The organism is Streptomyces sp. NPDC050625 (assembly GCF_040654755.1).
GTDB lineage: Bacteria > Actinomycetota > Actinomycetes > Streptomycetales > Streptomycetaceae > Streptomyces.
Genome location: NZ_JBFAIQ010000022.1, coordinates 43198 through 68793, shown reverse-complemented (window position 1 = coordinate 68793; position 25596 = coordinate 43198). Strand labels below are relative to the sequence as shown.

Annotated in this window: 24 protein-coding genes; 16 read left to right on the top strand and 8 right to left on the bottom strand. The window is 72.1% G+C overall.

The annotated features are described in order from the left end of the window. Positions 1–13: 13 nt before the first annotated feature. From AB0I54_RS34810 to AB0I54_RS34795, 4 genes are all read right to left on the bottom strand, one after another. Positions 14–541 (bottom strand): roadblock/LC7 domain-containing protein, encoded by a 528-nt coding sequence (locus AB0I54_RS34810; RefSeq protein WP_363300247.1) that lies wholly within the window; start codon positions 539–541, stop codon positions 14–16. 31 nt (positions 542–572) lie between these two features. Next, complete coding sequence (locus tag AB0I54_RS34805) at positions 573–1382, bottom strand: transcriptional regulator (protein WP_363300246.1); 810 nt, start codon at positions 1380–1382, stop codon at positions 573–575. After that, positions 1379–1768 (bottom strand): hypothetical protein, encoded by a 390-nt coding sequence (locus AB0I54_RS34800; RefSeq protein WP_263209533.1) that lies wholly within the window; start codon positions 1766–1768, stop codon positions 1379–1381. The genes AB0I54_RS34805 and AB0I54_RS34800 overlap by 4 nt, the downstream gene beginning before the upstream one ends. A 171-nt stretch (positions 1769–1939) precedes the next feature. Then, positions 1940–3367: a diaminopimelate decarboxylase gene (locus AB0I54_RS34795; RefSeq protein WP_363300245.1), complete on the bottom strand. Its 1428-nt coding sequence runs from the start codon at positions 3365–3367 to the stop codon at positions 1940–1942. Between the two features lie 129 nt (positions 3368–3496). Between AB0I54_RS34795 and hutU the strand changes: the two genes are divergently transcribed. The 4 genes from hutU (at position 3497) to hutI (ending at position 9115) form a co-directional block, all read left to right on the top strand. Continuing rightward, complete coding sequence (gene hutU / locus AB0I54_RS34790) at positions 3497–5161, top strand: urocanate hydratase (protein WP_363300244.1); 1665 nt, start codon at positions 3497–3499, stop codon at positions 5159–5161. Positions 5162–5292: 131 nt separating this feature from the next. After that, entirely contained in the window at positions 5293–6555 is a 1263-nt protein-coding gene (locus AB0I54_RS34785; RefSeq protein ID WP_363300321.1) for an allantoate amidohydrolase, read from the top strand. After that, positions 6552–7913 carry a formimidoylglutamate deiminase gene (locus AB0I54_RS34780; RefSeq protein WP_363300243.1) on the top strand — a complete coding sequence of 454 codons (1362 nt, stop codon included), beginning with the start codon at positions 6552–6554 and terminating at the stop codon, positions 7911–7913. Before AB0I54_RS34785 ends, AB0I54_RS34780 begins: the two co-directional genes overlap by 4 nt. A gap of 26 nt (positions 7914–7939) precedes the next feature. Beyond that, positions 7940–9115 carry an imidazolonepropionase gene (gene hutI / locus AB0I54_RS34775; RefSeq protein ID WP_363300242.1) on the top strand — a complete coding sequence of 392 codons (1176 nt, stop codon included), beginning with the start codon at positions 7940–7942 and terminating at the stop codon, positions 9113–9115. Between the two features lie 57 nt (positions 9116–9172). On the opposite strand, the gene AB0I54_RS34770 is transcribed toward hutI, so the two are convergent. Next, the gene (locus AB0I54_RS34770; protein ID WP_363300241.1) at positions 9173–10717 is read right to left on the bottom strand and encodes an RICIN domain-containing protein; all 1545 of its coding nucleotides are present in this window, start codon (positions 10715–10717) and stop codon (positions 9173–9175) included. 215 nt (positions 10718–10932) lie between these two features. Further along, positions 10933–11808, bottom strand: coding sequence for an RNA polymerase sigma factor SigF (locus tag AB0I54_RS34765; RefSeq protein WP_363300240.1), 876 nt, complete (start codon positions 11806–11808; stop codon positions 10933–10935). 305 nt (positions 11809–12113) lie between these two features. On the opposite strand from AB0I54_RS34765, the gene AB0I54_RS34760 reads away from it, so the two are divergent. The 6 genes from AB0I54_RS34760 to AB0I54_RS34735 all read left to right on the top strand — a co-directional run bounded on the left by AB0I54_RS34760 (position 12114) and on the right by AB0I54_RS34735 (position 17532). Beyond that, positions 12114–12500, top strand: a complete 387-nt coding sequence (locus AB0I54_RS34760; protein ID WP_363300239.1) for an STAS domain-containing protein — start codon at positions 12114–12116, stop codon at positions 12498–12500. Positions 12501–12757: 257 nt separating this feature from the next. Continuing rightward, positions 12758–13363: an ATP-binding protein gene (locus AB0I54_RS34755; protein ID WP_363300238.1), complete on the top strand. Its 606-nt coding sequence runs from the start codon at positions 12758–12760 to the stop codon at positions 13361–13363. A 150-nt stretch (positions 13364–13513) separates the two neighbouring features. Then, a complete protein-coding gene (locus AB0I54_RS34750) occupies positions 13514–14206 on the top strand; it encodes an LPXTG cell wall anchor domain-containing protein (protein WP_263209517.1) in 693 nt (230 codons plus the stop codon). 70 nt (positions 14207–14276) lie between these two features. Next, positions 14277–15149, top strand: a complete 873-nt coding sequence (locus AB0I54_RS34745; RefSeq protein WP_363300237.1) for a hypothetical protein — start codon at positions 14277–14279, stop codon at positions 15147–15149. Continuing rightward, on the top strand, positions 15146–16228 hold the full coding sequence (locus AB0I54_RS34740) for a hypothetical protein (protein WP_363300236.1): 1083 nt from the start codon (positions 15146–15148) through the stop codon (positions 16226–16228). The genes AB0I54_RS34745 and AB0I54_RS34740 overlap by 4 nt, the downstream gene beginning before the upstream one ends. A gap of 2 nt (positions 16229–16230) precedes the next feature. Then, the gene (locus tag AB0I54_RS34735; protein ID WP_363300235.1) at positions 16231–17532 is read left to right on the top strand and encodes a hypothetical protein; all 1302 of its coding nucleotides are present in this window, start codon (positions 16231–16233) and stop codon (positions 17530–17532) included. 149 nt (positions 17533–17681) lie between these two features. Here AB0I54_RS34735 and AB0I54_RS34730 read toward each other — a convergent pair whose 3' ends face one another. Next, positions 17682–19220 (bottom strand): oligopeptide:H+ symporter, encoded by a 1539-nt coding sequence (locus tag AB0I54_RS34730; RefSeq protein WP_363300234.1) that lies wholly within the window; start codon positions 19218–19220, stop codon positions 17682–17684. Here AB0I54_RS34730 and AB0I54_RS34725 point away from each other — a divergent pair. The 3 genes from AB0I54_RS34725 (at position 19219) to AB0I54_RS34715 (ending at position 21848) form a co-directional block, all read left to right on the top strand. Continuing rightward, positions 19219–19380: a hypothetical protein gene (locus AB0I54_RS34725; RefSeq protein ID WP_363300233.1), complete on the top strand. Its 162-nt coding sequence runs from the start codon at positions 19219–19221 to the stop codon at positions 19378–19380. The genes AB0I54_RS34730 and AB0I54_RS34725 overlap by 2 nt on opposite strands. A gap of 333 nt (positions 19381–19713) precedes the next feature. Continuing rightward, a complete protein-coding gene (locus AB0I54_RS34720) occupies positions 19714–20391 on the top strand; it encodes a response regulator transcription factor (RefSeq protein ID WP_018566970.1) in 678 nt (225 codons plus the stop codon). Between the two features lie 185 nt (positions 20392–20576). Further along, positions 20577–21848 carry an ATP-binding protein gene (locus AB0I54_RS34715; RefSeq protein WP_363300232.1) on the top strand — a complete coding sequence of 424 codons (1272 nt, stop codon included), beginning with the start codon at positions 20577–20579 and terminating at the stop codon, positions 21846–21848. 31 nt (positions 21849–21879) lie between these two features. On the opposite strand, the gene AB0I54_RS34710 is transcribed toward AB0I54_RS34715, so the two are convergent. Continuing rightward, positions 21880–22383, bottom strand: coding sequence for a GtrA family protein (locus AB0I54_RS34710; protein ID WP_363300231.1), 504 nt, complete (start codon positions 22381–22383; stop codon positions 21880–21882). A gap of 208 nt (positions 22384–22591) precedes the next feature. On the opposite strand from AB0I54_RS34710, the gene AB0I54_RS34705 reads away from it, so the two are divergent. The 3 genes from AB0I54_RS34705 to AB0I54_RS34695 are packed head-to-tail and all read left to right on the top strand — an operon-like array spanning position 22592 to position 25439. Continuing rightward, positions 22592–23731, top strand: a complete 1140-nt coding sequence (locus AB0I54_RS34705; RefSeq protein ID WP_363300230.1) for a 5-(carboxyamino)imidazole ribonucleotide synthase — start codon at positions 22592–22594, stop codon at positions 23729–23731. Then, complete coding sequence (gene purE, locus AB0I54_RS34700; protein WP_363300229.1) at positions 23728–24255, top strand: 5-(carboxyamino)imidazole ribonucleotide mutase; 528 nt, start codon at positions 23728–23730, stop codon at positions 24253–24255. The genes AB0I54_RS34705 and purE overlap by 4 nt, the downstream gene beginning before the upstream one ends. A gap of 5 nt (positions 24256–24260) precedes the next feature. Next, a complete protein-coding gene (locus tag AB0I54_RS34695) occupies positions 24261–25439 on the top strand; it encodes a dipeptidase (protein ID WP_363300228.1) in 1179 nt (392 codons plus the stop codon). Positions 25440–25596 lie beyond the last annotated feature (157 nt).

Below are 25596 nucleotides of genomic sequence, written 5' to 3'. Positions count from 1 at the left end.
CCTTTGCTGCTTCTCAACTGTCGGTTGCGGTGCGCGCGTCGGTCGCCGGGCGCGCTTCGCCTGTGGTGGTTCGTGGTGTGCGGGTGGCTCTGGTGCGCACGGCGGGGGTCCTGGCCGCGGGGCCCGTCCGCACCGCCCGCCTGGCCGCGGCGGCCTCGGCCGCGGCAGCCTCGGCCGCGTCGACCAGCTCGCCGATCCGGGCGCCGGCCCGGCGGCCCTCCAGGTGCAGCCGGCCGACGTTGACCCGGTCCTGGGCGAGCAGGGTCAGTACGGCACTGCGGCCCGCCGCGTAGGTGGCGACATAGCCGTCCATGCCGCGGACCAGCAGTTCCCGGAAGTCGCCCTGCCCGGTGGCGTCCGCCATCCGCACGGCGACGCCGAGCGCGGCCGCGGTGAGCGCGGCCAGGCCCTCCGGGTCGACGCCGGGGGCGTCCTGGGCGACGACCAGGCCGTCCACACCGGCCGCCAGGGCGCCGGTGAGCTGGGGAACGCGGCTGCGCAGCCGGCGCAGTTCGTCCAGGATGTCGGACTCGGCCGCCATCAGATCTCTCCTCTCGGCGGGTCGTTGCCGTTCAAAGGGCCTCCAGCGCATTCCTGAGCCTCTTCAGCAGCGCGATGTCGGGGTCGGTGACCTGGGGAAGGGGCGGGGGTGCCGGTCCGGGCACCGTGGGACCCGGCGAGACGAGTCCCGCCGCCGCCAGCCGGCGTAAGTCCACCAGCGTGTGGAACGCCTTCCGGCCCAGCTCCCTGGCTATGTCCAGGGCCGTGCGGACGCCGTTCACCCGCTCCAGGACCGCTTGCTGGCGGGCCGAGACCGGCGGAGCGGCCACCGGGTCGGCCCGGATCAGCGGCCCGCTGTCGGTCGCCGGGTCCGGCCAGATGCGGTGCAGCAGGGCGCGGCGGCGCAGCGTCTCCCGCTCCAGGGCGATGACCGGCACCGGGCACAGGGTGGCCGGGCGGGCCGCGGCGCCGTACCGGAAGCGGCCCGGGGTGCTGCTGGGCGACAGGGCGAAGTACCCGGCGTCGTACAGCGCGCCCAGGTGGCACAGTTCCAGCGTGCCCGTGGTCAGCCGGCCGGTCTCCAGCAGCCGGCGGGCGGTGCCGGGCGCGCCGTCGGCCCGGCCCGCGGCCCGCAGCCAGTCCGTCGCGTCGAGCGTGCCGTGGGCCGTGAGGAGCACGTCGAGACCGGGGGCGAGGGGGCTCTCGGCGTGCACCACGCGACCCTCGGCGAGGTGCAGGCTGCCGTGCTCGCGGACGAGGACGCCGGTGGCCCGCTCGTCGGCGAGCCGGGTCAGCATCGGCGAGAGGCCGCCCTGGCCGCGCTCGTGTGCGCCGACCTTGTCCCGTACGGGCAGGGGCGGCGGCGTCCCGACCACGGTCATGCCAGTACCAGCCGATCCGCCATTTCGCCGAGCCGGATGCGGGCGAGCGCGAGGTTGCCGTCCGCCCTGGCCAGCCACAGATGCAGGAACACGGTGCTGTCGAAGGACGTGACCACGAACCGCAGCAGGTGGTAGCTGTCGTGGTTGCTGACGATCAGGTCCTCGACCGGTGGCCGCTCGCCGTCCGGGTCGCCGGACGCGAACGCCCCGTGCTCGGCGGCCAGCCGGGCCAGTTCGGCGGCCTCGGCCGCGGTCGTCTCGTGGTCACCGCCGGGAGCCTCCCCGACGGTGCCCAGGGCCAGTCCGCTCGTCCAGTCCACGAGCGCCGCGCCCCGGGCACCGGGCAGTCGCATCGCTTCCAGCAGGCACTCGTCGATTCCGGGCACCGCGGTTCCCCTCCCACCTGGAACTCCGGCTGAGTGACGGAGACACTACGCAACGTGTGCGGGAGGAGTGACTCTTCTGGCATTTTCCGGTGGAACATGCCTCCGTGGAGCTAGGGTGGGTCAACTTGCCTGCGTGTCACTCCAGTTGATCGCCGTAGCAGTCGGGGTGCGTCAACGGCTTCCGGCTGCCCGAAGGGTGGTGAGGGCGGACGCGTGCGCCCCTCCCGAATCGGCCACGATCTGATCGAGCGACTGCGGCTCGCGCACCGTCGCGAAGGCCACGCCCCCCGACCCGTCGGGCACGAAGCCGTGGATCCCGGGCCGGACGAGGGAGTTGTACGCGTAGTGGTGGGCGAAGTAGTACGCGCCCGTGTCCAGCGCCGCCGCGTAGTCGCCCGGCTCCAGCGGCGGCAGGGCGCGCCCCTCGGCGAGCAGGTCGCCCGAGAAACAGGCTGGACCGGCGACGTCCTGCACCACCTCGGGCCCCGGCTTGGGGCGCCCCTTCGCGTCGTACGCGGCGATCCTGAGCGGCCACGCCCCCGGTACGTACACCGTCCGCGTCGCCACCTGCACGCCCGCGTGCGTCACCGCGACCCGCCGTCCGCCGGCGCTCTTGGTGTACTCCACCCGCGCCACCACGGTCCCGTGCTTGGCCAGCAGCGAGCGGCCGAACTCGGTCACCAGCCCGTACCGCCCGTCGAACAGCCCCGGCACCGCCTCGCCCAGCAGCCGCGCGTACTGCGCGTACGTCGGTGTCGTCGCGTCCGACCCGAAGTTCACCGGCAGCCCGCCGCCGATGTCGAGCGTGTCGATCTGCCGCCGCCCCACGCGCGCGTTGATCTCTTCGGCGAGCGCGTACGTCTCCGCCACGCCCTGCGCCATGAGCGACAGCGGAATGCCCTGCGAGCCGGTGTGCGCATGCAGCCGGGTCAGCCACGGACGGTCCGCGTACGCCCGTACGAGCCACTCCCGGGCCCCCTCGTCGCGCAGCGCCACCCCGAACTTCGAGGTCGCCGTCGCCGTCGAGGTCGCCTCGATCGAACCACCGCCGACCTGCGGATTCACCCGGATTCCCAGCGGGGAGCGGCTGGGGGTCGACCGCATCAGCGCGTCGATGCGGTCCAGCTCCTGCGGGCTGTCCGCGTTGACGGCGATCCCCAGCGCCAGCGCCTCGCGCAGTTCGGCCAGGGTCTTGGCGGGCGAGTCGAGGACGGTGCGGGCCGGCGGGATCCCGGCCGCCCGCGCCAGCGCCAGCTCGCCCGGGCTGGCCACCTCCGCGCCCACGCCCTCCTGGTCCAGCAGCCGCAGCACCGGCACCAGCGGGGTCGCCTTCACCGCGAAGGCGTGCAGCACCGGCGTCCCCGGTGCCACCACCGCGTCGAACGCCGCCCGCAGCGCCGCCGCCGACTCCCGGATGCCGGTGACGTCCAGCAGCCCGGCGACGGGTGCCGAGAGCCCGACCAGCCCCTGCTCCACCGCGGCCCGCACCGCCTCGTCGCGCCGGGCGACCCGCTCCGCGTCGTCCCCGTACCCGCCGCCCTCGTACCCGGTGTCACCGCTGCCCACGACGCCTCCCGTCCTGCCGCTGTCCGCACCCATGCATCCAGCCAAACACCCGCGACGCGCGGATGCGTGCACGCCGATGTATTGACTAGTTCTATTCAGAGCGCCAGGATGTGAATAGACGCAGTAACAATCCACTGGGAGCAATCCGCTAGGAGGCAGACCATGTCAGGACCCCGCCCCGTACGAGCGCCGCGCGGTACGGAACTGAGCGCCCTGGGATGGCAGCAGGAGGCCGCCCTGCGGATGCTCCAGAACAACCTCGACCCCGAGGTCGCCGAACACCCCGACAAGCTCGTCGTCTACGGCGGCACCGGCAAGGCCGCCCGCGACTGGCGCTCCTTCGACGCCATGGTCCGCACGCTGCGCACCCTCAAGCAGGACGAGACCATGCTGGTCCAGTCCGGCCGCCCGGTCGGCGTCATGCAGACCCACGAATGGGCCCCGCGCGTCCTGATCGCCAACTCCAACCTGGTCGGCGACTGGGCCAACTGGGAGGAGTTCCGCCGGCTGGAGGCCCTCGGCCTGACCATGTACGGCCAGATGACCGCGGGCTCCTGGATCTACATCGGCACCCAGGGCATCCTCCAGGGCACCTATGAGACCTTCGCCGCCGTCGCCGCGAAGAAGTTCAACGGCACCCTCGCCGGCACGATCACCCTCACCGCCGGCCTCGGCGGCATGGGCGGCGCCCAGCCGCTCGCCGTGACGATGAACGACGGCGTCGCGATCTGCATCGACTGCGACCCGCGCGCCATCGAGCGGCGCATCGAGCACCGGTACCTGGACGTGCAGGCCGACAGCCTGGACCACGCCCTCCAGCTGGCCACCGAGGCCCGCGACGCCCGCCGCCCGCTGTCCATCGGCGTCCTCGGCAACGCGGCCGAACTGGTCCCGCAGCTGCTGGCCATGAACGCCCCCATCGACATCGTCACCGACCAGACCTCCGCCCACGACCCGCTGTCGTACCTCCCGGTGGGCGTGGAGTTCGAGGACATGGCCTCCGCCGCCGCCAAGGACCCGGCCGGCTTCACCACCCGCGCCCGTGAGTCGATGGCCAAGCACGTCGAGGCGATGGTCGGCTTCATGGACGCCGGCGCCGAGGTCTTCGACTACGGCAACTCCATCCGCGGCGAGGCCCAGCTGGCCGGCTACGACCGGGCGTTCGCCTTCCCCGGCTTCGTCCCCGCCTACATCCGCCCGCTGTTCTGCGAGGGCAAGGGCCCCTTCCGCTGGGCCGCCCTGTCCGGCGAGGCCTCGGACATCGCCAAGACCGACAAGGCGATCCTGGAGCTCTTCCCGGAGAACGAGTCCCTGCACCGCTGGATCAAGATGGCCGGCGAGCGCGTCCACTTCCAGGGCCTGCCCGCCCGTATCTGCTGGCTCGGCTACGGCGAGCGCGACAAGGCCGGCGAGCGCTTCAACGACATGGTCGCCTCCGGCGAACTGGCGGCCCCGCTCGCCATCGGCCGCGACCACCTCGACTGCGGCTCCGTCGCCTCCCCGTACCGCGAGACCGAGGCCATGCTCGACGGCTCCGACGCGATCGCCGACTGGCCGCTGCTCAACGCCATGGTCAACGTGGCCTCCGGCGCCTCCTGGGTCTCCATCCACCACGGCGGCGGCGTCGGCATGGGCCGCTCCATCCACGCCGGCCAGGTGACCGTCGCCGACGGCACCCCCCTCGCCGGCGAGAAGATCCGCCGTGTCCTCACCAACGACCCCGGCATGGGCGTCATCCGGCACGTGGACGCCGGGTACGACATCGCGGAGTCGGTGGCCGCCGAGCGCGGTGTGCGGGTGCCCATGCGCGAGGGTGACGAGGCGTGACGCACCGCGAAGGTGAGCCGAGCGGCAGCCGTCCGGTGGGGGCTGAGCTCTCGTCGCCGTCTGCCGCTTCGGCTGTGCCCACCCTCCCCCAGGCTCTCGGCTCCGCTCGAGCAGGGGGGACCCCCAACGCCCTGCGGAACGACTGCCCACAGCCTGTACGGCCTGCCGGTGCAGGCAGCTCCTTCCACGATATGTGGCGTGAGTTGCTGCCCATCGGCCGCCACCCCCAATCCGGCGGCTACCGCCGCTACGCCTGGACCGGTGCCGATGCCGAGTGCCGGGAGTGGTTCAAGGCGCAGGCCGAGGTGCGCGGGCTCGCCTACGAGGTCGACCGCAACGGCAACCAGTGGGCCTGGCTCGGCGACCCCGCCGCGGGCGACGCCGTCGTCACCGGGTCGCACCTGGACTCCGTACCGGACGGCGGGGCCTTCGACGGGCCCCTCGGCGTCGTCTCCTCCTTCGCCGCCCTCGACGAACTGCGGGGCAGGGGAACGGAGTTCAGCAGGCCCCTCGCCATCGTGAACTTCGGCGACGAGGAGGGCGCCCGCTTCGGGCTCGCCTGTGTCGGGTCGCGGCTCACCGCGGGACAGCTCACCGTCGGGCAGGCGCACCGGCTGACCGACGGCGACGGGATAAGCCTCCCGAAGGCCATGGAGGCCGCCGGGTACGACCCCGACGCCATCGGGCCGGACCCGGAGCGGCTCGCCCGGATCGGCGCCTTCGTCGAACTCCATGTCGAGCAGGGCCGGGCCCTGGACCTGAGCGGCGACCGGGTCGGCATCGCCAGCGCCATCTGGCCGCACGGCCGCTGGCGGTTCGACTTCCGCGGCGAGGCCAACCACGCCGGCACGACCCGGCTGGTGGACCGGCGCGACCCGATGCTGTCGTACGCCGAGACCGTGCTCGCCGCCCGCCGCGAGGCCCAGCTCGCCGGTGCCGTGGCCACCTTCGGCAAGATCGCCGTCGAGCCGAACGGCGTCAACGCCATCCCCTCCCTGGTGCGCGGCTGGCTCGACTCCCGGGCCGCCGACCAGGACACCCTCGACACCGTCGTGGGCGGCGTGGAGAAGGCAGCCCGCGAGTACGCCGCCGCGCACGGCGTCGACCTCGACGTCGTCCGCGAGTCCTTCACGCCGGTCGTCGAGTTCGACCACGCCCTGCGCGACGAACTCGCCCGCATCCTCGGCAACGACACCGACCTCACGGTGCCCGTCCTGGGGACCGGCGCCGGACACGACGCCGGAATCCTCTCCGGGAGCATTCCGACCGCCATGCTGTTCGTGCGCAATCCCTCCGGCGTCTCGCACTCCCCGGCCGAGTTCGCGGCCGAGGACGACTGTGTGGCCGGGGTGACCGCGCTCGCCGACGTACTGGAAGGGCTGGCTCGCAGGTGACCACACGGACCTATTGGCTGGAGTACGCCTGGCTCGACACCCATGTCGAGCCGGGCGTGGCCGTCACGGTGTCGATCGGCGGCGGTGCCGCCGGCGCCGACGGCCGCATCACCGCCGTCCACACCGGCGTGCCCATCCCGCCCCCCGGCGCCGAGATCCTGCGCGGCCTCACCCTCCCCGGGCTCGCCAACGCCCACAGCCACGCCTTCCACCGCGCCCTGCGCGGCACCGTCCAGGTCGGCTCCGGCACCTTCTGGACCTGGCGCGAGGTCATGTACTCCGTCGCCGACCGGCTGACCCCGGAGACCTACCACGCCCTCGCCCGCGCCGTGTACGCGGAGATGGCGCTCGCGGGTGTCACGGCGGTCGGCGAGTTCCACTACGTGCACCACGCCCCGGGCGGCACCCCGTACGCCGACCCCAACGCCATGGGCGAGGCACTCATCGCTGCCGCCGCCGAAGCCGGTATCCGCATCACCCTCCTCGACACCGCCTATCTGTCCTCCGGCTTCGGACAGCCGCCCAACACCCACCAGCTGCGCTTCTCCGACGGCAGCGCGGAGGCCTGGGCCGAACGCTGTTCAGTTCTCAAGGAACGGGATCACGCACGGATCGGGGCGGCCATCCACTCCGTACGGGCCGTGCCCGCGCGGGAGCTGGCGACGGTGGCGCGCTGGGCCGAGGAGCGGCGGGCCCCGCTCCATGTGCACCTGTCCGAGCAGACCGCCGAGAACGACGCCTGCCAGGAGGCGCACGGCTGCACCCCCACCCGGCTCCTCGCCGACCACGGCGTCCTCGGCCCGCGCACCACCGGCGTCCACAACACGCACCTGACCGACGAGGACATCGCCCTGCTCGGCGGCTCCGGCACCGGCACCTGCATGTGCCCGACGACGGAACGCGACCTGGCCGACGGCATCGGTCCCGCCGTGGCCCTCCAGCGCGCGGGCTCCCCCCTGTCCCTCGGCTCCGACAGCCACGCGGTCATCGACCTGCTCGAAGAGGCACGCGCGATGGAGCTGAACGAGCGGCTGCGCACCCGCTCCCGGGGTCACTGGACGGCCGCGGCACTGCTGCGCGCGGCCTCGCCGGACGGCCATGCGGCCCTGGGCTGGGACGAGGCCGGCACCATCGAGGCCGGTGCGCTCGCCGACCTGACGACGATCTCCCTCGACTCGGTCAGGACAGCGGGGCCGCTGCCGAGACTCGGCGCGGAGACAGCCGTATTCGCCGCCTCCGCGGCGGACGTGCGGCACACGCTGGTGGGCGGCCGCCATGTCGTACGCGACGGCGCCCACACCCTCGTACCGGATGTGCCGTCAGCGCTGGCCGCCGCCGTCGAAGCCCTGCGCGGCTGAATCCCACCGTCATCCCTGAGGACACCATGAGCAGCAGCACCGCCGTCACGAACATCGCCACGCTGGTCACCAACGACCCCTCCCTCGGTGACTGTTCTCCCCTCGGCCTGATCCAGGACGCGGCCGTCGTCATCGACGGCGACCGTGTCGTGTGGACCGGTGAATCCAGCAAAGCACCCGCCACTGACAACCGGGTCGACGCCGGAGGCCGGGCGGTGCTGCCGGGCTTCGTCGACTCCCACTCCCACCTGGTCTTCGCGGGCGACCGGACGCAGGAGTTCAACGCCCGTATGTCGGGGCGGGCCTACAGCGCGGGCGGCATCCGGACGACCGTCGCGGCCACCCGTGCCGCGACGGACGAGGAGCTGGAGGCGAACCTCACCCGCTACCTCGCCGAGGCGCTGCGCCAGGGCACGACCACGTTCGAGACGAAGTCCGGCTACGGCCTGACGGTCGCCGACGAGTCCCGCGCCCTGCGCATCGCCTCCGCGCACACTGACGAGGTCACCTACCTCGGCGCCCACATCGTCCCGCCCGACCACGCCGAGGACCCGGCCGCCTACGTCGCCCTGGTCACCGGCGAGATGCTCGACGCCTGCGCCCCGCACGCCCGCTGGATCGACGTCTTCTGCGAGAAGGGCGCCTTCGACGGCGACCAGGCGAGGACGATCCTCACCGCGGGCATGGCCAAGGGCCTCACGCCCCGCATCCACGCCAACCAGCTCTCCTACGGCCCGGGCGTCCAGTTGGCCGTCGAGCTGGACGCGGCCAGCGCCGACCACTGCACCCACCTCACGGACGCGGACGTCGACGCCCTGGCGAGCGGCCGCACGGTCGCCACGCTGCTCCCCGGCGCCGAGTTCTCCACCCGCGCCGAGTGGCCCGACGCCCGCCGCCTCCTGGACGCCGGTGTCACGGTGGCGCTCTCGACGGACTGCAACCCGGGCTCGTCCTTCACCTCCTCGGTGCCCTTCTGTATCGCGCTGGCGGTACGGGACATGAGGATGACCCCGGACGAGGCGGTGTGGTCGGCGACGGCGGGCGGGGCCGCGGCCCTGCGCCGGGACGACATCGGCCGCCTCACCCCGGGCGCGTACGCCGACCTGACCCTGCTGGACGCGCCGAGCCATGTGCACCTGGCCTACCGGCCGGGCGTGCCCCTCGTCAGCGGCGTGTGGCAGCGAGGCGTGCGCGTGGTCTGACCGAAGCGCGCGTGGCCTGACCGGAGAGAGGAGAACAGGTCCCCGCACACGAGGGTCTCAGCGGGCTCCGGCCCGCCACCGCTGATCCGTGTCTCCGCTCAGCCAGTCCAGTGACACCCCGTCACCCCTGTCCGGCGTGACCGCCGTATCGGTGTCGATCGCCGGGCGGATGACACCGTCGGAGTCCACGGTGAAGCGCAGGTTGTCGCCGTTGCGGCCGTAGACCGAGTCGCACCCCCAGATGCCGACGCCCCGGTCGACGTCACCTCGGCTGTCCAGGCAGAAGTCGGGGTCGCCGGCCGACTGGAGGACCTGGCGGTCGGTGTCGACGCGCCAGCGCTGCGAGGCGGTGCCGTCGCAGCGTGCCGTGACGACGTCCGTGCCGTTCTCGAAGTCGCCGTACCGGACGTCCAGACAGAGGCCGGTGGCGGCGTTCACCACCTCGGCGAAGGCGCTGCCCGGAGCCGACGGGGTGGGGGACGGAGCGGGCTTCGGCTTCGATTTGGGCGTCGGCTTCGGCTTCGGTGTGGCGGACGGGGTCTTCGGCGGGTGCGAAGTCTTCTTCGGCGAGGGGGACTCGCTGGTCGGTGACGGGGCCGGCACGGAGACCGTCGCCGTCACCGTGACCGGCGGGCTCGACGGCGGCAGCGCGGCCGCCGCCGGACGCCGGCCGTTCGAGCCGGACTGCGCCAGCGCGAAGACCAGCAACGGCGTCATGGCCACGCCCAGCGCGACCGAGGTGAGGACCACGCGCCGGGCCGGGGGCCAACTCCGCCTCTCCTGCGGCCGGTCCGCCTCCGCGGTCGGCGCGGCATGGCGCGCGTACGCCGTCCCGGCCCAGGGCAGCAGTCCCTCCGCCAGTGCCGCCCGCGGGGCGTCGCGCAGGGCGGTGAGGTCCTCGTACGCCGCCGTGCAGTGGGCGCAGTGCGCCATGTGGGTGTGCAGATCGGAGCTGTAGCGGGGAGTGTCCGGCCGTACCGACTCCTCGATCAGCCGCCGGAAGTCCCCGCACCGCGGGTCGTCGGAGGCGGCCAGCCGGTGCTTCAGACAGGCCTGGGCCATGGCCTGGAGCGCCTGCGGGATGCCGAACCGCACGTCCTCGCGGGTCAGGCCGAGCAGCGCGGCGGTGCTCTCCTCGGGTTCCTGTTCCACGATCCCGTACCAGATCAGGCCCTGGGTGCGGGAGGAGAGGGAGCGGAAGGGCGCCAGCAGGGGAGGGGTCGGGCCATCCGGGGCGGCGGTCGTGTTCAGGACCAGGAGCAGGCCGGGGTCCAGACCCGCCGAGCGCTCGTCACCGGCGAAGGAGGCGGCCGACCGGCAGGTCAGCAGCAGGAGCTGATGGCGCAGCGGCACCCGCGGCTCCACCCCGCGTGCGGTCTCGCGCGCCAGGGTGGTGAAGGTCTGCGCCGCCAGCTGCCGTGCCGACGACTCGCTCGACGCGCACAGCCGGGCGTAGCCGAGGACCGCGTCGTGGTGGCGCCGACGGATCTCCCGCAACGCCGGGTACGCGGCCGCGGTCCGGGCGCGCAGCAGCTCGGTCAGCCGAGCGTCCGGTACCCCCGCGTTCTCGTCCCGGTCGTCGGCCCGGTCCCCCTGAGCCATCCCTGCGCCTCCTAGCACCCGGTGCGGCCGAACACCCTGTCTTGACGTACCGGCCAGTTTGGGGGCCCATAGTGGTGGAGAGGGGGCCTGAGGGAAAGACGTTTCTCCGGGTAACCGGTGAGAGCTCTGTGAGTCCTCCCCTCAGCGCGGTCCGGTCGTCCACAAAGCGAAGCGGCCCGGCACCCGGCCGGACCGCTCGATGTGTGGGGGGTGGCTCACTCCTCCACCGTCAGTCCCCTGCGCAGCCGCACCAGCGTCCGCGAGAGCAGCCGTGACACATGCATCTGCGAGATGCCGAGTTCGTCGCCGATCTCCGACTGGGTCATGCCCGCGACGAAGCGCAGCGAGAGGATCTGCCGGTCCCGGGAGGGGAGTTCGGCGATCAGCGGCTTCAGCGACTCGACGTACTCGATGCCTTCGAGCCCGTGGTCCTCGTAGCCGATGCGGTCCGCGAGCGCGCCCTCGGAGTCGTCCTCCTCGGGCTGGGCGTCCAGCGAGGAGGCGGTGTAGGCGTTGGAGGCCGCCATGCCTTCGAGCACCTCGTCGTTCGACAGGCCCAGGCGCTCCGCGAGTTCCGCGACAGTCGGCGCGCGGTCCAGCCGCTGGGCCAGCTCGTCACCGGCCTTGGCCAGGTCGATCCGCAGTTCCTGCAGCCGACGCGGGACGCGCACGGACCACGAGGTGTCCCGGAAGAACCGCTTGATCTCGCCGATGATGGTCGGCATCGCGAAGGTCGGGAACTCGACGCCGCGGCACAGTTCGAAGCGGTCGATCGCCTTGATCAGGCCGATGGTGCCGACCTGGACGATGTCCTCCATCGGCTCGCTGCGGGAGCGGAAGCGGGAGGCGGCGAACTTGACGAGCGCGAGGTTGAGTTCGACCAGCGTGTTGCGGACGTACGCGTATTCGTGCGTGCCTTCCTCCAGCGATTCGAGTCGCTCGAAGAGGGTCTTGGACAGGGCCCGTGCGTCCACCGGTCCGACCTCGTCGTACGGGGGGATCTCGGGGAGCCCGTCGATGGGATCCAGCTGTTCCGGTGGGGGTGTCGACGTCGCGTTCACGGTGTGCGATGCGTCGAGCCGGGGTGACATGGGTGTCCTCCATCGTTCTCGGCATAAGGCTGCCGAAGCCATACGTGCACTGCGGTGTGCGGCGCCTCCAAAGCCGGCCGTGTCGGTTTCTTGTCCCTACTAGCCCTACCGGCTTCGGCGAGCCCATGGCAAGTGCGGTATGAGGTGATATGACCGATAATGAGAGGTTGTTCGGGTGTTGGAGTGCGCAGGGAAGGCGTAGTGTTCGAGGGCACCGGCCGGGTGCCGACAGGGCGCCGGCCGGGGTGCGGACAGCACAGCCGCAGGAAGTCAGACACCAGCCACGACCTCGGGAGACAGACGGCATGGACCGCGGGACGGTCGGCAGCGCACAGTCGGGCCGGCTACTGGTGGAGGTGCGGGAAGAGGGCTCCAGCGCCGTCGTGACGCCGGCGGGTGAGCTCGATCACCACACCGCCGATCTCTTGCGCGAGCCGCTCGACGGCCTGCTCGCCAAGGGCTTCTCCCGACTCGTCGTGGACTGCTCACGGCTTGAGTTCTGTGACTCCACGGGCCTGAACGTGCTGCTCGGGGCCCGTCTGAAGGCGGAGGCCGCCGGCGGTGGGGTGCACCTGGCGGGGATGCTGCCCGTGGTGGCCCGTGTGTTCGAGATCACGGGGGCGGATGCGGTCTTCACCGTTCACGACTCCGTCGAGGCGGCCCTGGCGGACGAGGCCGACGAGGCCGGCTGAGCCGTCGCCGCGGCCGTCTCCCGCCGCGGCCGCCCCGGTGGTCGCACCGGTCACACCGCAAAGGGGGTGTTCCGGCGGATCCGCCGGGCAGGAGACAAGCTGGACCTGTTGGCCCCGGGGGGCGCCACGGAACCGGCGAACGCCCCGTGTGCGACCTGCGTACCGACTGGTATCGACTGGTACCGACTGGTGCCGACCGAACGAGAATTCTGAATCGTGTGAATTGTGAACTGGTGAATCGGTGAGGTGAAGCGCTGATGAGCACCACCCGGCCCTGCTCGCCGGGCGACCGCGGCCCGGAGCCCAGTGGCGCTTCCGGGGCGTCCGAGGGGGGAGCGCCGGCGGTCGGCGCGTCCACGGGGGAAACGGCCGCACCGTCCGCGCCGGCGGGGGACCGCCACAACGGCCAGGGCCATCGGGACCAGGACCCGGGAAGCGGCCAGGACGGCCGGGGCCGGCAGGTCCGCAGGCTGCGTCTGGACGGAGAGAGCGGGGTCGTCCCGCTCGCCCGTGATTTCACCCGCCAGGCGCTGTACGCATGGGGCTGGCTGCCCGCCGTCGGCGCCGATCGGCGGGCCGCCGCCGAGGACGTCCTGCTCGTCGTCTCCGAGCTGGTCACCAACGCCTGTCTGCATGCCGAGGGCCCGGAGGAGCTGTTCCTCGCCTGCGACAACAAGGTGATCCGCCTCGAGGTCACCGACCGCGGCACCGGCCAGCCGGCCCCCCGTACCCCGCACCGCGCCGGGCGCCCCGGCGGCCACGGGATGTTCATCGTGCAGCGGCTGTGCCTGGACTGGGGGGTCGTCCGCACCCCTGGACTGTCCGGCAAGACGGTGTGGGCCGAGCTGGGCGCACCGGCCTGACCCTGTTACTCACGGTCACTCCCTCCACTGGAGCCCCCTCCCGCGCACGCCGGATCGTCACAACTCCGGCGTGCGCCTTGTCTTCCCTCCTCAACGCCCCGGGCGTACCTTGACGGCCGATCTGATGTACCGTCAGGAATGGGGTGGACCGTGTCGTACCCGAAACGAACCGCCGCGCTCGTGTCCGCCGCGGCGCTGGCCGGGTCGGCGGTGCTGCTGGCCGCCCCCGCGGCCCACGCCGAGGTCGTCGACGTCAACTACCAGTGCAAGACGCCCATCGGCGACAAGAGCGCCGTCTCGCCCATCGACATCAAGGGCGTCAAGAGCGGCAGCGGCTACAGGATCACCATGTCCTGGCAGAAGGGCGTCTCATCCAGCCCGGTCGAGCTGGGCAAGGGCGCGATGAACCCGAGCGCCACCATCGTGCTGGGCGGCGCCGACAGCGGCACGCTGTCCGTGTCGGGCCCGGCCAACCAGAGCGCGATCCCGGCCAACACCCCCATCAAGATCAATGACTTGAGCGGCACCTACACACCGAAGAAGACCGGCAAGGTCACCTTCACCGCGGGCGTGCTCACCATCAAGGCGCTCGGTACGACGACGACCTGCACGCCGGCCAACAGCCCCAAGCCGTCGCTGACCCTGGACGTCACCGCGGCCGGTGGCTCCTCCGGCTCCTCGTCCACGACGTCCAACAGCGGCACCGACTCCGGCGGGCAGCTCCCGAAGACCGGTCCCGAGGACTCGGTCGTCGCCCTCGGCACGCTCGGCGGCACCGTTCTCCTCGCCGGGGCGGCGGGCGCGCTGTGGCTGACAAGGCGGAATCAGGCCGTACGCCGCTGAACCCCGGGTCCGACCGTTTGAACTCCCGGGCCCGACCGCTTGCCCCCGGGTCCGACCGCTGGAGCCGCCGATGCCGTCCGCCGCCCGTGTCCCGCGCCCGTCCCTCGTGCCCGCCCTCGCCGCGCTGACCCTCCTGCCCCTCCTGCCCCTGCTCGCCGCCGCGCCGGCCGAGGCCGCGGGCGGCTGGTCCGTCGCGCCCTCGGGCGGCGGACGCCCGACCTTCTACGCCGAGGGCACGCCCGGGACGGTCCAGCAGGACACGGTGTCCGTGACCAACCGCGGCGCACGGCCGGTCACGGTACGGCTGAGCGGCACCGGCGTCCGGGTCACCTTCGCCCGGCCGCGGCTGAGCGTCCCCGCCCGCACCCGGGCCGACGTCCCCTTCACGGTGGCCGTACCGGCGGACGCCGCGCCCGGCGACCGGGCGGGCACGGTCACCGTGCGGGACGGCGACGGCCGCACGGCCACCGTCCCGGTCCGTCTGCGCGTCGCCGGTCCCGCGCTGTCCGCGCTGACCGTCGAGCACCTGGCCGTGCACGCCGACCGCATCACGTACGAGCTGGTCAACCGCGGTACGACGGTCCTCGTACCGAGACTCGCGGTGCGCGCCGACGGGCTGTTCGGACCGGTCCTGCAACGCGCCCCGCGCACCCTGCCCGTCCGGCTGCCCCCGGGCCGGCGCCTGCGGCTCGACGAACCGTGGCCCGACCGGCCGGCGCTGGACGCGGTCGACGTACGGCTGACGGTGACCGCGTCCGGCGGGGCGCGGGACTCGGCGAGCGCGTCGGTGCGGTTGGTGCCCTGGGGCGGTGTGGCGACGGGGGCGACCCTGGCGGCCGGGGCGGCCACGGCATTCGTCGTACGGCGGCGCGGACGGCGTACGACCGGCAGCGAGGCACGACCGCCGTGCGTGGAAGCCGAGTCGACGGGAGTGCTGACGTGAGCGGGAGAGTGCGGATTCCGGCGCTGGTGGCGGTGCTCGCACTGCTCCTGCTGCCGCTCGCGGGCACGGCGACGGCGGCGGACGGGCCGACCGTCGAGCTCTCCGACTCCCAGGCGGGAACGGGTGGTTCGGTCACCGTCAGCGGCAGCGGCTGGCGGCCGCACACGCTGCTGATGATGCTGATCTGCGGCCGGGCCACCCCGTCCCGCGGCGTGATCGGCGGCACCAACTCCTGCGCCAACGGCGACGGCAGGGCCGTCACCACCGACGCCAAGGGCGGTTTCGGCAAGAAGCTGCCGGTCGCCGAGCCGCCGGTGCCGTGCCCGTGCGTGGTGCACGTGGCCACCGTGACCGGGGCGAAGGCCGACGCGGACGCGGTCCTCCAGGTCGCCGGGCACGCCGTCGAGCCGCTGCCCGCCGAGCCGTCCGGCGGGCGCCTGTCGATCCTCACCGACACCCGGCTCGAAGGGTCCAGTGGGCTGCTGACCTGGTTCGGCGCCCCGCCGTCGCGCACGCTGGTCCTCACCGTCGGCAACGTCGGCTCCTCCGCCGTCAAGAACCCCGTCTTCCAGGTCGGCACCTCGCACGGCGTGTTCGCCCCGCAGTGGGACGAGCAGCAGTGGCGCGGCACCCTCGGGCCCGGCAAGAAGGCGCGGATCAGACTGCCCGTCGAGCTCGCGGCCGGGGCGCACGGCGACTACACCGTCTCCCTCAAGTACGGCGGCAAGGTCCTCGCCGAGCAGCCGTGGGGCGTGGGGCGGCCCTGGGGCGTGACCCTGTTCTGGATCCTGGTCTGTCTCGTCGTACCGGCCGCGGTGTTCCGCGTCGGGATGGCGGTGGTGGACCGGGTGCGGCCGCGCGGGACCGGCGGCGCGGCCCGAGGCCGCGGACCCCGTCCCTCCCGGTCGGCCTGGCGGCTGCCGCGGTTCGGCACCCCGGACGGCGCGCCCACCCCGTCTTCGACCCTGCCGTGGTTCACCCCGGACTCCGATCCGGGCACGGCGGCCGGTCGGCTCTCCGCACCGCACGACGACAGCCCGACGAGTCCTACGACTCCCACCACGAAGGGACCCACGTGAGCATGCGAAGGAGAGTCACACCGGTCGGCGGCGGCGTACGGAGAGCGGGCGCGGCGGGGGCCGCGCTGGCGCTGGGCGGGGCGGCGGTCCTGCTGGGCGTGGCCGCGACGCCCGCCCAGGCCGCCGAGGTGTCGTTCGCGACGCACTGCGTGCCGCCCGCGGGCATCGACCCCGTCGACGGCACCACCAAGGTCGAGATCACCGCGCCGGCCACCGCGAAGGTGGGCGACACCGTCGACGTGGTGTGGAAGTTCGTACAGGCCGCGTCGAAGAACCCCGACATCATCGACCTGCCCGCGAACTCGGTCCAGCCGTCCGGCGTCCTCAAGGCGGCCGGCGCGCAGAGCGCCGACATCGCGATGCAGGGGCCGCGGCAGAACCCGGCGATCCCCAAGGGCGCGGCCATGGTGCTGTCCGACATGAAGGGCACCCTGAAGCTGACGGCACCCGGTGAGGTGACGCTGACGCCGGACGCGTACACGGTCAACGCCATGTCGACCGACACCAAGTGCACGCCGAAGGAGACGGTGCAGAAGGCGGCGACCATCGAGGTGACGGCGGGCGGCGGCGGTTCGTCGAGTACGACGCCGGGGCCGACGACCTCGACCTCGCAGTCGGCCACGCCCACCCAGTCGGGCACGGCCACCGCCTCGGCCTCCCCGAGCGACGGCACCGGCCAGACCGACTTCACCGGCAAGGAGGTCCAGGTCCCCTACGCCTGCAAGACGCCCATCGGCGACAAGAACGCGACCTCGCCGGTGCAGATCAACGCCAAGAAGAACGGCGGGAGTTTCGACCTCACGGTGCAGTTCAAGAAGTCGGTGATGAACAGCCCGGCCGACATCCCCAAGGACTCCGTGAAGCCGTCGATGGAGGTGGTCCTGGGCGGCGCCGACAAGGGCACGGTGCATGTGGAGGGCCCGACGAACTCCTCCGCCATCAAGTCCGGCGACCCGATCGAGATCCCCGATCTGACGGGCACGTACAAGCCGGGGGCGAGCGGCTCGTCGACCCTGGCGCCGGGCGTCCTGACCATCAAGGCGCTGGGCACGACCACGACCTGCACGCCGACCAAGTCGGAGGTCTCCCTCACGCTGGACACCTCGCAGCAGGCGAACGGCGCCTCGGGCGGCACGTCGTCGTCCGGCGGTTCGTCCTCCGGCGGGAGCAGCGGCAGCGGCGGCCTGGCCGAGACCGGTTCGGGCGACCACGGCGCCCTCAAGGCCCTCGGCCTGGTGGCGGGCACGGCGATCCTGCTGGGCGCGGCGGTGTTCACCTTCATGCCCCGGCGGAACACCCGCTGACCGGCTGATCCGTGGTTCCTCGAACCCTGCTCGGATCCGCCGCGCGGGTTTGCACGGCGGGCACCGCGGAGGCGGCCGGCGCCAAGTACATACGGCGAGGGCCGCCGCACATGGAGTGCGGCGGCCCTCGCCGTATGCCGGGCGGTGCGTCAGCGCACGTCGCCCATCAGCGCCTTGACCTTCCGGCGGTACATCCACACCGCGAATCCGGCGAGGGCCGCGAGGGCCGCCTCCCCGAAGACGGCGCCCTTGCCGCTCAGGTCGACCCCGGCTATGGCCGGGTTGGACAGCAGGCTGGTGATGGAGTCGCCCGCGGTGACCGCGAGGAACCACACGCCCATCATCTGGCTGGCGTACTTGGCCGGGGCCATCTTCGTCGTCACCGACAGGCCGACCGGGGACAGGCACAGCTCACCGACGGTCTGGATGAAGTAGATGCCGACCAGCCACATCGGGCTGACCGCGGTGCCGTTCGCCGCCATGCCCAGCGGGATCAGGAAGAAGAAGAACGACACGCCGATCAGGACCAGGCCCATCGCGAACTTCACGATGGTGCTGGGCTCCTTGTCGCGGCGGTTCAGCCACATCCAGATCCAGGCGAACACCGGGGCCAGCGCCATGATGAACAGCGGGTTCAGCGACTGGTACCAGGAGGTCGGGAAGTCGAAGCCCAGCATGTCGTGGGACGCCTTGCCCTCGCCGAACGCCTGGACCGTGGACGCGCCCTGGTCGTAGATCATCCAGAACACGGCGGCGGCGACGAAGAACCAGATGTACGCGCTCATCTTCGACTGCTCGGGGCCCGAGAGGTCCTTGTCCCGCTTGATGCGCAGCAGCACGCCCGCCGGGACGACCAGACCGATGACGGTCAGCGGGATCATCGCCCAGTTCAGGGTGAAGTGGCCGGTGAGGCCGACGACCCCGTAGAACACGGTCGCGACGATCAGCCAGGTCAGGCCCTTGCGCAGCCAGGAGGTGCGCTCCTCGGTGGTCAGCGGCTTGGGGACGATGTTGCTCTTGGGGCTCAGGGTGCGGGTGCCGAGCAGGAACGCGGCGAGGCCGATGGCCATGCCGACCGCGGCCATGCCGAAGCCGAGGTGCCAGCTGACCTTCTGGCCGACGGTGCCGATGGCCAGCGGGGCGAAGAAGGCGCCCGCGTTGATGCCCATGTAGAAGATCGTGAAGCCACCGTCGCGACGCGGGTCGTTCGGACCGTCGTACAGGTGGCCGACCATCGTGGAGATGTTGGCCTTGAGGAGACCCGAACCGGCCGCGACCAGCGCGAGACCCGCGAAGAACGGGGCCTGGCCGCCGGGCAGCGCCAGCACGAGGTGGCCGCACATGATCGTGACGGCGGCGATGGCCACCGTCTTGCGCGGGCCCCAGACGCGGTCGCCGAGCCAGCCGCCGGGCATGGCGAGCAGGTACACCATCGCCGAGTAGACGGAGACGATCACTGTGGTGGTGGCCACGTCCATGGCCAGGCCGCCACCCATGCTGCCCTTGCCGGCGCCGGGGCCGCCCGAGAGCAGGTAGACGGTGAGGAGGGCCTTCATGCCGTAGTAGGAGAATCGCTCCCACATCTCGGTCATGAAGAGGGTGGCCAGTCCGCGGGGGTGGCCGAAGAAGGTCTTCTCGGAACCGGGGGTGCCCGGTTGGACCGAGTCCTTCGTCAGGCTGGACGCCATGGTCGTTCCTTGCTGGTCGGGACGCGCGCTGGAGCGTTGCGCGCCCGGTGGGGGAGTGGCCGGCACCGGCGGGGTCGGCACGTCCACCCCCACGCCCGAGGGGAGTCCGCTCCGGATCGCGGAGCGGTGGACGGCGACCACCGGGATCCACGCCCCGTGACGCGTCATGCGTACGGAGCCCGGCCAGAGGTCATTCCTTTCAAGGCCGGTGGAGGACCGGCCCGCACACAAAAGAGACCCTCAGCGTCAACTGCCCGCCAAAGGTCCCCGGTGTACTACAGGCGTTGCAAGTCACTGTACGTCAGGACAGTGCCGGATATGGAAGGACTTGAGACACGGATCACAGGTGTCGCGGGAACCGCGCACCCGATTTCGAAGGTCCCTCCTAGGGTCGCACCTCTCGGCCATAGGTTCGTACCACTGTGCCCCAAGGTAAGAATCCGGCCAGCCGATCACACCCCTGCACTACGGGCGGGCGGACTACCATCACCTCATGACCCGTGTACTGCTCGCCGAGGACGACGCGTCCATCTCGGAGCCGCTGGCCCGCGCCCTGCGCCGGGAAGGTTACGAGGTCGAGGTGCGCGAGGACGGACCCACCGCGCTCGACGCCGGAATGCAGGGCGGCGTCGACCTGGTCGTGCTGGATCTGGGCCTGCCCGGCATGGACGGCCTGGAGGTCGCCCGCCGGCTGCGTGCCGAGGGCCACACCGTGCCCATCCTCATCCTGACCGCGCGGGCCGACGAGGTGGACACCGTCGTCGGCCTCGACGCGGGCGCCGACGACTACGTCACCAAGCCCTTCCGGCTCGCCGAACTGCTCGCCCGTGTCCGGGCCCTGCTCCGGCGCGGCGCCGCCGAGCCGCAGCAGCCGCCGGCCACGCACGGCGTGCGGATCGACGTCGAGTCGCACCGCGCGTGGATGGGTGACGAGGAACTCCAGCTCACTGCCAAGGAGTTCGACCTGCTGCGGGTCCTGGTGCGCGACGCGGGCCGGGTCGTCACCCGGGACCAGCTGATGCGCGAGGTGTGGGACACGACGTGGTGGTCCTCGACCAAGACGCTGGACATGCACATCTCGTGGCTGCGGAAGAAGCTCGGCGACGACGCGGCCAACCCTCGCTACATCGCGACCGTGCGAGGGGTCGGGTTCCGCTTCGAGAAGAGCTAGACGCTGCCGCTGGGCTTGGCCGACTACGCGTGTAACGCCGTTGTGGCTCGTGTGGCGGCGCGGCTGCGGGCCGTCGGGGGCTGGTCGCGCAGTTCCCCGCGCCCCTTCGGGGCGCTGCCCCGAACCGGTGTGCCCGCATGCCCGAGGCACACTGGTCGTCGTAGAGCCACTGCCCGGAGGGCCCCGTGCGTCGTCGTCTCATTCAGTCCACCCTTGCCGTCGTCCTGGTGGTGATCGCGGTCTTCGGCGTGTCCCTGGTGATCGTCGAGACCCGCACCATCAGCAACAGCGCCCAGGAACGGGTGGACTCCGAGGCGGTGCGCCTGGCCAGCATCGTCGACAGCCGGATCCTCGGCGCGGAGAACGTCAACGCCGAGATCCTGCGCGACCAGGTCGCCAAGGAGCAGTACGCGGTGATCCGCCTCCCCGGCCGCGCGCCGATCGAGTTGGGCGTCAAGCCGGAGGGCGACGTCATCCACGCCACGCAGGCCGGCGAGGAGGGCGAGACGGTCACCGTGCAGGAGCCGCGCTCGTCGGTGACGCGCGAGGTCGGCCGTACGCTGCTGATCATCGGTGCGGTGGCGCTGCTCGCGGTGATCGCCGCGGTCCTGCTGGCCGTACGCCAGGCCAACCGTCTCGCCTCCCCGCTCACCGACCTCGCGGAGACCGCCGAGCGCCTCGGCTCGGGTGACCCGCGGCCCCGCCACAAGCGGTACGGCGTGCCCGAGCTGGACCGGGTCGCCGACGTCCTCGACTCCTCGGCCGAGCGCATCGGCCGCATGCTGACCGCCGAGCGGCGGCTCGCGGCCGACGCCTCCCACCAGCTGCGTACGCCCCTCACGGCGCTGTCGATGCGGCTGGAGGAGATCACCCTCACCGACGACCCGGACACGGTGAAGGAGGAGGCGAACGTCGCGCTGACGCAGGTGGAGCGGCTGACGGACGTCGTGGAGCGGCTGCTGACCAACGCCCGCGACCCGCGGACCGGCTCTGCCGTCTCCTTCGACCTGGACGAGGTCATCCAGCAGCAGCTCGCCGAGTGGCGCCCCGCCTACCGCAGCGCGGGCCGCGCGATCGTCAGCTCCGGCAAGCGGCATCTGCGGGCCGTCGGCACGCCGGGCGCCGTCGCCCAGGTGCTGGCGGCGCTGATCGAGAACTCGCTCATGCACGGTGGCGGCACGGTCGCCCTGCGCACCCGGGTCACCGGCAACCAGGCCGTGGTCGAGGTCACCGACGAGGGCACCGGGGTGCCGGCCGACCTAGGCGCCCGTATCTTCGAGCGGACGATCAGCGGGCGGAACTCGACGGGGATCGGGCTCGCCGTCGCCCGCGACCTCGCGGAGGCGGACGGCGGCCGCCTGGAGCTGCTCCAGGCCCAGCCCCCGGTCTTCGGCCTGTTCCTGTCCCGCACACCCCCGCTCAGGAAGCACGACGGGGACCGTCCGACGGTCCGCTAGGCAGGTCCGCCAGGCAGGTCCCGAGGGAGGGCTAGGGCACCCGCTGGGTGGCCCGGCGGGCGGCGGAACCCTCGTCGAGGAACGACTCCGCGCTGGCGACGGCCTCGCGGGCCGGAAGCGCCTTGAAGACCCAGCTCCGGTAGGACCAGAAGCGGAACAGCGTCGCGACGCCGATGCCGAGGAACTTGAAGACGTTGCTCTGCAGCGGGGTGTCCCAGCCGAACCCGTACGTCGCCGCGTACAGCACGCCGTTCTCGATCACCAGGCCGACCACGCTGAACAGCAGGAACAGCGTGAGTTCCTTGGTGCGCCCGCTCTTGTCACGGTCCCGGTACGTCCAGTAGCGGAAACCGATGTAGTTGAAGATGATCGCGACGACGGTCGCGATCACGCTCGCCCTGACGACCGGCAGGTCGGTGACGTGGCGTACCAGGTTGAACACGCCGAGATTGACAAGAAGTCCCGCGCCACCGACGGCGCCGAACTTGGCCACCTCGCGCACGAGTCGTTGCAGCCCCGAGGAACGATGTTCCATGGTCGTGCAGGCCCCCGTCCGTAGGTTCGGTCAACCCAGCCATGCTAACCGGCGCACTTCGGCCTTTCCTGCGGACGGGCTCACAGGTCGGCATCAGATCGGAAAGAGCCAGGGAAAAGCAGGGCAAGAGGTGGCGAAACGCAGGGTAAGAACCCTGCTCGAAGGCGCGCAATCCGGCCGCGCCGGCACGGCCGATACCCTGGGGGGCGTGACGTTCCCGGTAGTCGGCATGGTCGGCGGGGGTCAGCTCGCTCGTATGACACACGAGGCGGGCATCCCGTTGGGCATCAGGTTCAAGCTTCTCAGTGACACCCCTCAGGATTCCGCGGCACAGGTCGTGAGCGATGTCGTCATCGGCGACTACCGCGACCTGGAGACGCTGCGTGCGTTCGCGCGGGGCTGCGATGTGATCACCTTCGATCACGAACACGTACCCACAGAGCATCTGCGGGCCCTGGAGGCGGACGGTGTCCCCGTGCGCCCCGGCCCCGACGCGCTCGTGCACGCCCAGGACAAGGGCGTCATGCGGGCGAAGCTCGATGCGATCGGTGTGCCGTGCCCGCGGCACCGGATCGTGACGGACGCGGCGGACGTCGTCCGCTTCGCGGCCGAGGGCGACGGCTTCCCCGTCGTCCTCAAGACGGTCCGCGGCGGCTACGACGGCAAGGGCGTGTGGGTCGTGGAGTCGGCCGAGGAGGCCACCGACCCGTTCCGCGCGGGCGTCCCGGTCCTCGCCGAGGAGAAGGTCGACTACGTCCGCGAGCTCGCCGCCAACGTCGTACGGTCCCCGCACGGCCAGGCGGTCGCCTACCCGGTCGTCGAGTCCCAGCAGGTGAACGGCGTCTGCGACACCGTGATCGCGCCCGCTCCCGGCCTGGACGAGGCCCTCGCCCTGAAGGCCGAGGAGATGGCCCTGACCATCGCCAAGGAACTCGGCGTCGTCGGGCACCTCGCCGTCGAGCTGTTCGAGACCCGCGACGGCCGCGTCCTCGTCAACGAACTGGCGATGCGCCCGCACAACTCGGGCCACTGGACCCAGGACGGCGCGATCACCTCGCAGTTCGCCAACCACGTCCGCGCGGTCCTCGACCTGCCGCTGGGCGACCCGCGTCCGCGCGCCAGATGGACGGTCATGGCGAACGTCCTCGGCGGCGACTACCCGGACATGTACTCCGCGTACCTGCACTGCATGGCCCGCGACCCCCAGCTCAAGATCCACATGTACGGCAAGGACGTGAAGCCCGGCCGTAAGGTCGGTCATGTCAACACCTACGGCGACGACCTGGACGAGGTGCTGGAGCGCGCCCGTCACGCTGCCGGCTACCTGAGAGGCACCATCACCGAATGAGCCCAGTTGTAGGCATCGTCATGGGGTCGGACTCCGACTGGCCCGTCATGGAGGCCGCCGCCCAGGCGCTCGACGAGTTCGAGATCGCGTACGAGGTCGACGTCGTCTCCGCGCACCGCATGCCGCGCGAGATGATCGCGTACGGCGAGCAGGCGGCGGAGCGCGGCCTGAAGGTGATCATCGCGGGCGCGGGCGGTGCCGCCCATCTGCCCGGCATGCTCGCCTCGGTCACCCCGCTGCCGGTCATCGGTGTCCCGGTCCCGCTGAAGTACCTCGACGGCATGGACTCCCTGATGTCGATCGTGCAGATGCCGGCCGGTGTCCCCGTCGCCACCGTCTCGGTGGGCGGCGCCCGCAACGCCGGTCTGCTCGCGGCCCGCATCCTCGCCACGCAGGACGAGGAACTCCTCACCCGCATGCGGGAGTTCCAGCAGGAACTGAACGACCAGGCGACCGAGAAGGGCAAGCGCCTGCGCGCCAAGGTCGAGGGCGCGAGCGGCTTCGGCTTCGGCTCGGGGAAGTGACGGCGATGGCCTCACCGGAGGAAGCCCGGGCACTCCTGCGGGAGTTCCCCGTCGTCGACGGCCACAACGACCTGCCCTGGGCGCTGCGCGAACAGGTCCGCTACGACCTCGACGCCCGTGACATCGCCGCCCACCAGAACGCCCATCTGCACACCGACATCCCGCGGCTGCGCGAGGGCGGCGTCGGGGCGCAGTACTGGTCGGTGTACGTCCGCTCGGACCTGCCCGACGCGGTCCCGGCGACGCTGGAACAGATCGACTGCGTACGGCAGTTGATCGCGCGCTACCCGGACGACCTGGCGCCCGCGCTGACCGCCGCCGACATGGAGTCCGCGCGCGCCGAGGGCCGCATAGCGTCGCTCATGGGCGCGGAGGGCGGCCACTCGATCGCCAACTCGCTGGGCACGCTGCGCGGGCTGTACGGCCTCGGTGTCCGCTACATGACCCTTACCCACAACGACAACAACGCGTGGGCGGACTCGGCGACGGACGAGCCGAACGTCGGCGGCCTGTCCTCCTTCGGCCGTGAGGTCGTGCGGGAGATGAACCGCCTCGGCATGCTCGTCGACCTCTCCCACGTGGCGGCGACGACGATGCACGCCGCGCTGGACACCTCCGTCGCCCCGGTGATCTTCTCCCACTCCTCGTCGCGTGCCGTCTGCGACCACCCGCGCAACATCCCGGACGACGTGCTGGAGCGCCTGCCGGTCAACGGCGGTGTCGCGATGGTGACGTTCGTACCGAAGTTCGTGCTCCAGGCGGCGGTCGACTGGACGGCCGCGGCGGACGAGAACATGCGTGCCCACGGCTTCCACCACCTCGCCACCACCGCCGAGGCGATGAAGGTGCACCGCGCCTTCGAGGAGAGCAACCCGCGTCCGGTCGCCACGGTGTCGACCGTCGCCGACCACCTCGACCACATGCGCGAGGTCGCCGGCATCGACCACCTCGGCATCGGCGGCGACTACGACGGCACGGCCTTCACACCCGACGGCCTGGGCGACGTCTCCGGCTACCCGAACCTGATCGCGGAACTCCTCGACCGCGGCTGGTCCAGGCCCGACCTGGCCAAGCTGACCTGGCAGAACGCGGTACGGGTACTGGGCGCGGCGGAGGACGTGGCCCGAGACCTCCAGACGACACGCGCACCGTCCAACGCGACCATCGCAGAACTGGACGGCTGATCGCCGAGGGGGCGGGGCGGCCGGCGCGTCCGGCTGCCCCGCCCTGCCGGGACGTCGTACTCCGCGGTCACCGACCTCGATGCCGGGCCCGGCGGACTCCGCCGCGCTTGCTGCGCGAGATGAACCGGTCCGGCGCGTGCTCCGGACGGCTGGGCGC

Excerpts from the sequence above, each read along its gene's own strand:
- AB0I54_RS34695 (WP_363300228.1), top strand. The coding sequence starts at position 24,261 with ATGGCCTCACCGGAGGAAGCCCGGGCACTCCTGCGGGAGTTCCCCGTC.
- AB0I54_RS34810 (WP_363300247.1), bottom strand. The coding sequence starts at position 541 with ATGGCGGCCGAGTCCGACATCCTGGACGAACTGCGCCGGCTGCGCAGC.
- AB0I54_RS34735 (WP_363300235.1), top strand. The coding sequence starts at position 16,231 with ATGCGAAGGAGAGTCACACCGGTCGGCGGCGGCGTACGGAGAGCGGGC.
- AB0I54_RS34770 (WP_363300241.1), bottom strand. The coding sequence starts at position 10,717 with ATGGCTCAGGGGGACCGGGCCGACGACCGGGACGAGAACGCGGGGGTA.
- purE (WP_363300229.1), top strand. The coding sequence starts at position 23,728 with ATGAGCCCAGTTGTAGGCATCGTCATGGGGTCGGACTCCGACTGGCCC.
- AB0I54_RS34725 (WP_363300233.1), top strand. The coding sequence starts at position 19,219 with ATGGTCGTTCCTTGCTGGTCGGGACGCGCGCTGGAGCGTTGCGCGCCC.
- AB0I54_RS34730 (WP_363300234.1), bottom strand. The coding sequence starts at position 19,220 with ATGGCGTCCAGCCTGACGAAGGACTCGGTCCAACCGGGCACCCCCGGT.
- AB0I54_RS34710 (WP_363300231.1), bottom strand. The coding sequence starts at position 22,383 with ATGGAACATCGTTCCTCGGGGCTGCAACGACTCGTGCGCGAGGTGGCC.
- AB0I54_RS34765 (WP_363300240.1), bottom strand. The coding sequence starts at position 11,808 with ATGTCACCCCGGCTCGACGCATCGCACACCGTGAACGCGACGTCGACA.
- AB0I54_RS34805 (WP_363300246.1), bottom strand. The coding sequence starts at position 1,382 with ATGACCGTGGTCGGGACGCCGCCGCCCCTGCCCGTACGGGACAAGGTC.
- AB0I54_RS34745 (WP_363300237.1), top strand. The coding sequence starts at position 14,277 with ATGCCGTCCGCCGCCCGTGTCCCGCGCCCGTCCCTCGTGCCCGCCCTC.
- AB0I54_RS34760 (WP_363300239.1), top strand. The coding sequence starts at position 12,114 with ATGGACCGCGGGACGGTCGGCAGCGCACAGTCGGGCCGGCTACTGGTG.
- AB0I54_RS34755 (WP_363300238.1), top strand. The coding sequence starts at position 12,758 with ATGAGCACCACCCGGCCCTGCTCGCCGGGCGACCGCGGCCCGGAGCCC.
- hutI (WP_363300242.1), top strand. The coding sequence starts at position 7,940 with ATGAGCAGCAGCACCGCCGTCACGAACATCGCCACGCTGGTCACCAAC.
- AB0I54_RS34795 (WP_363300245.1), bottom strand. The coding sequence starts at position 3,367 with ATGGGTGCGGACAGCGGCAGGACGGGAGGCGTCGTGGGCAGCGGTGAC.
- hutU (WP_363300244.1), top strand. The coding sequence starts at position 3,497 with ATGTCAGGACCCCGCCCCGTACGAGCGCCGCGCGGTACGGAACTGAGC.
- AB0I54_RS34720 (WP_018566970.1), top strand. The coding sequence starts at position 19,714 with ATGACCCGTGTACTGCTCGCCGAGGACGACGCGTCCATCTCGGAGCCG.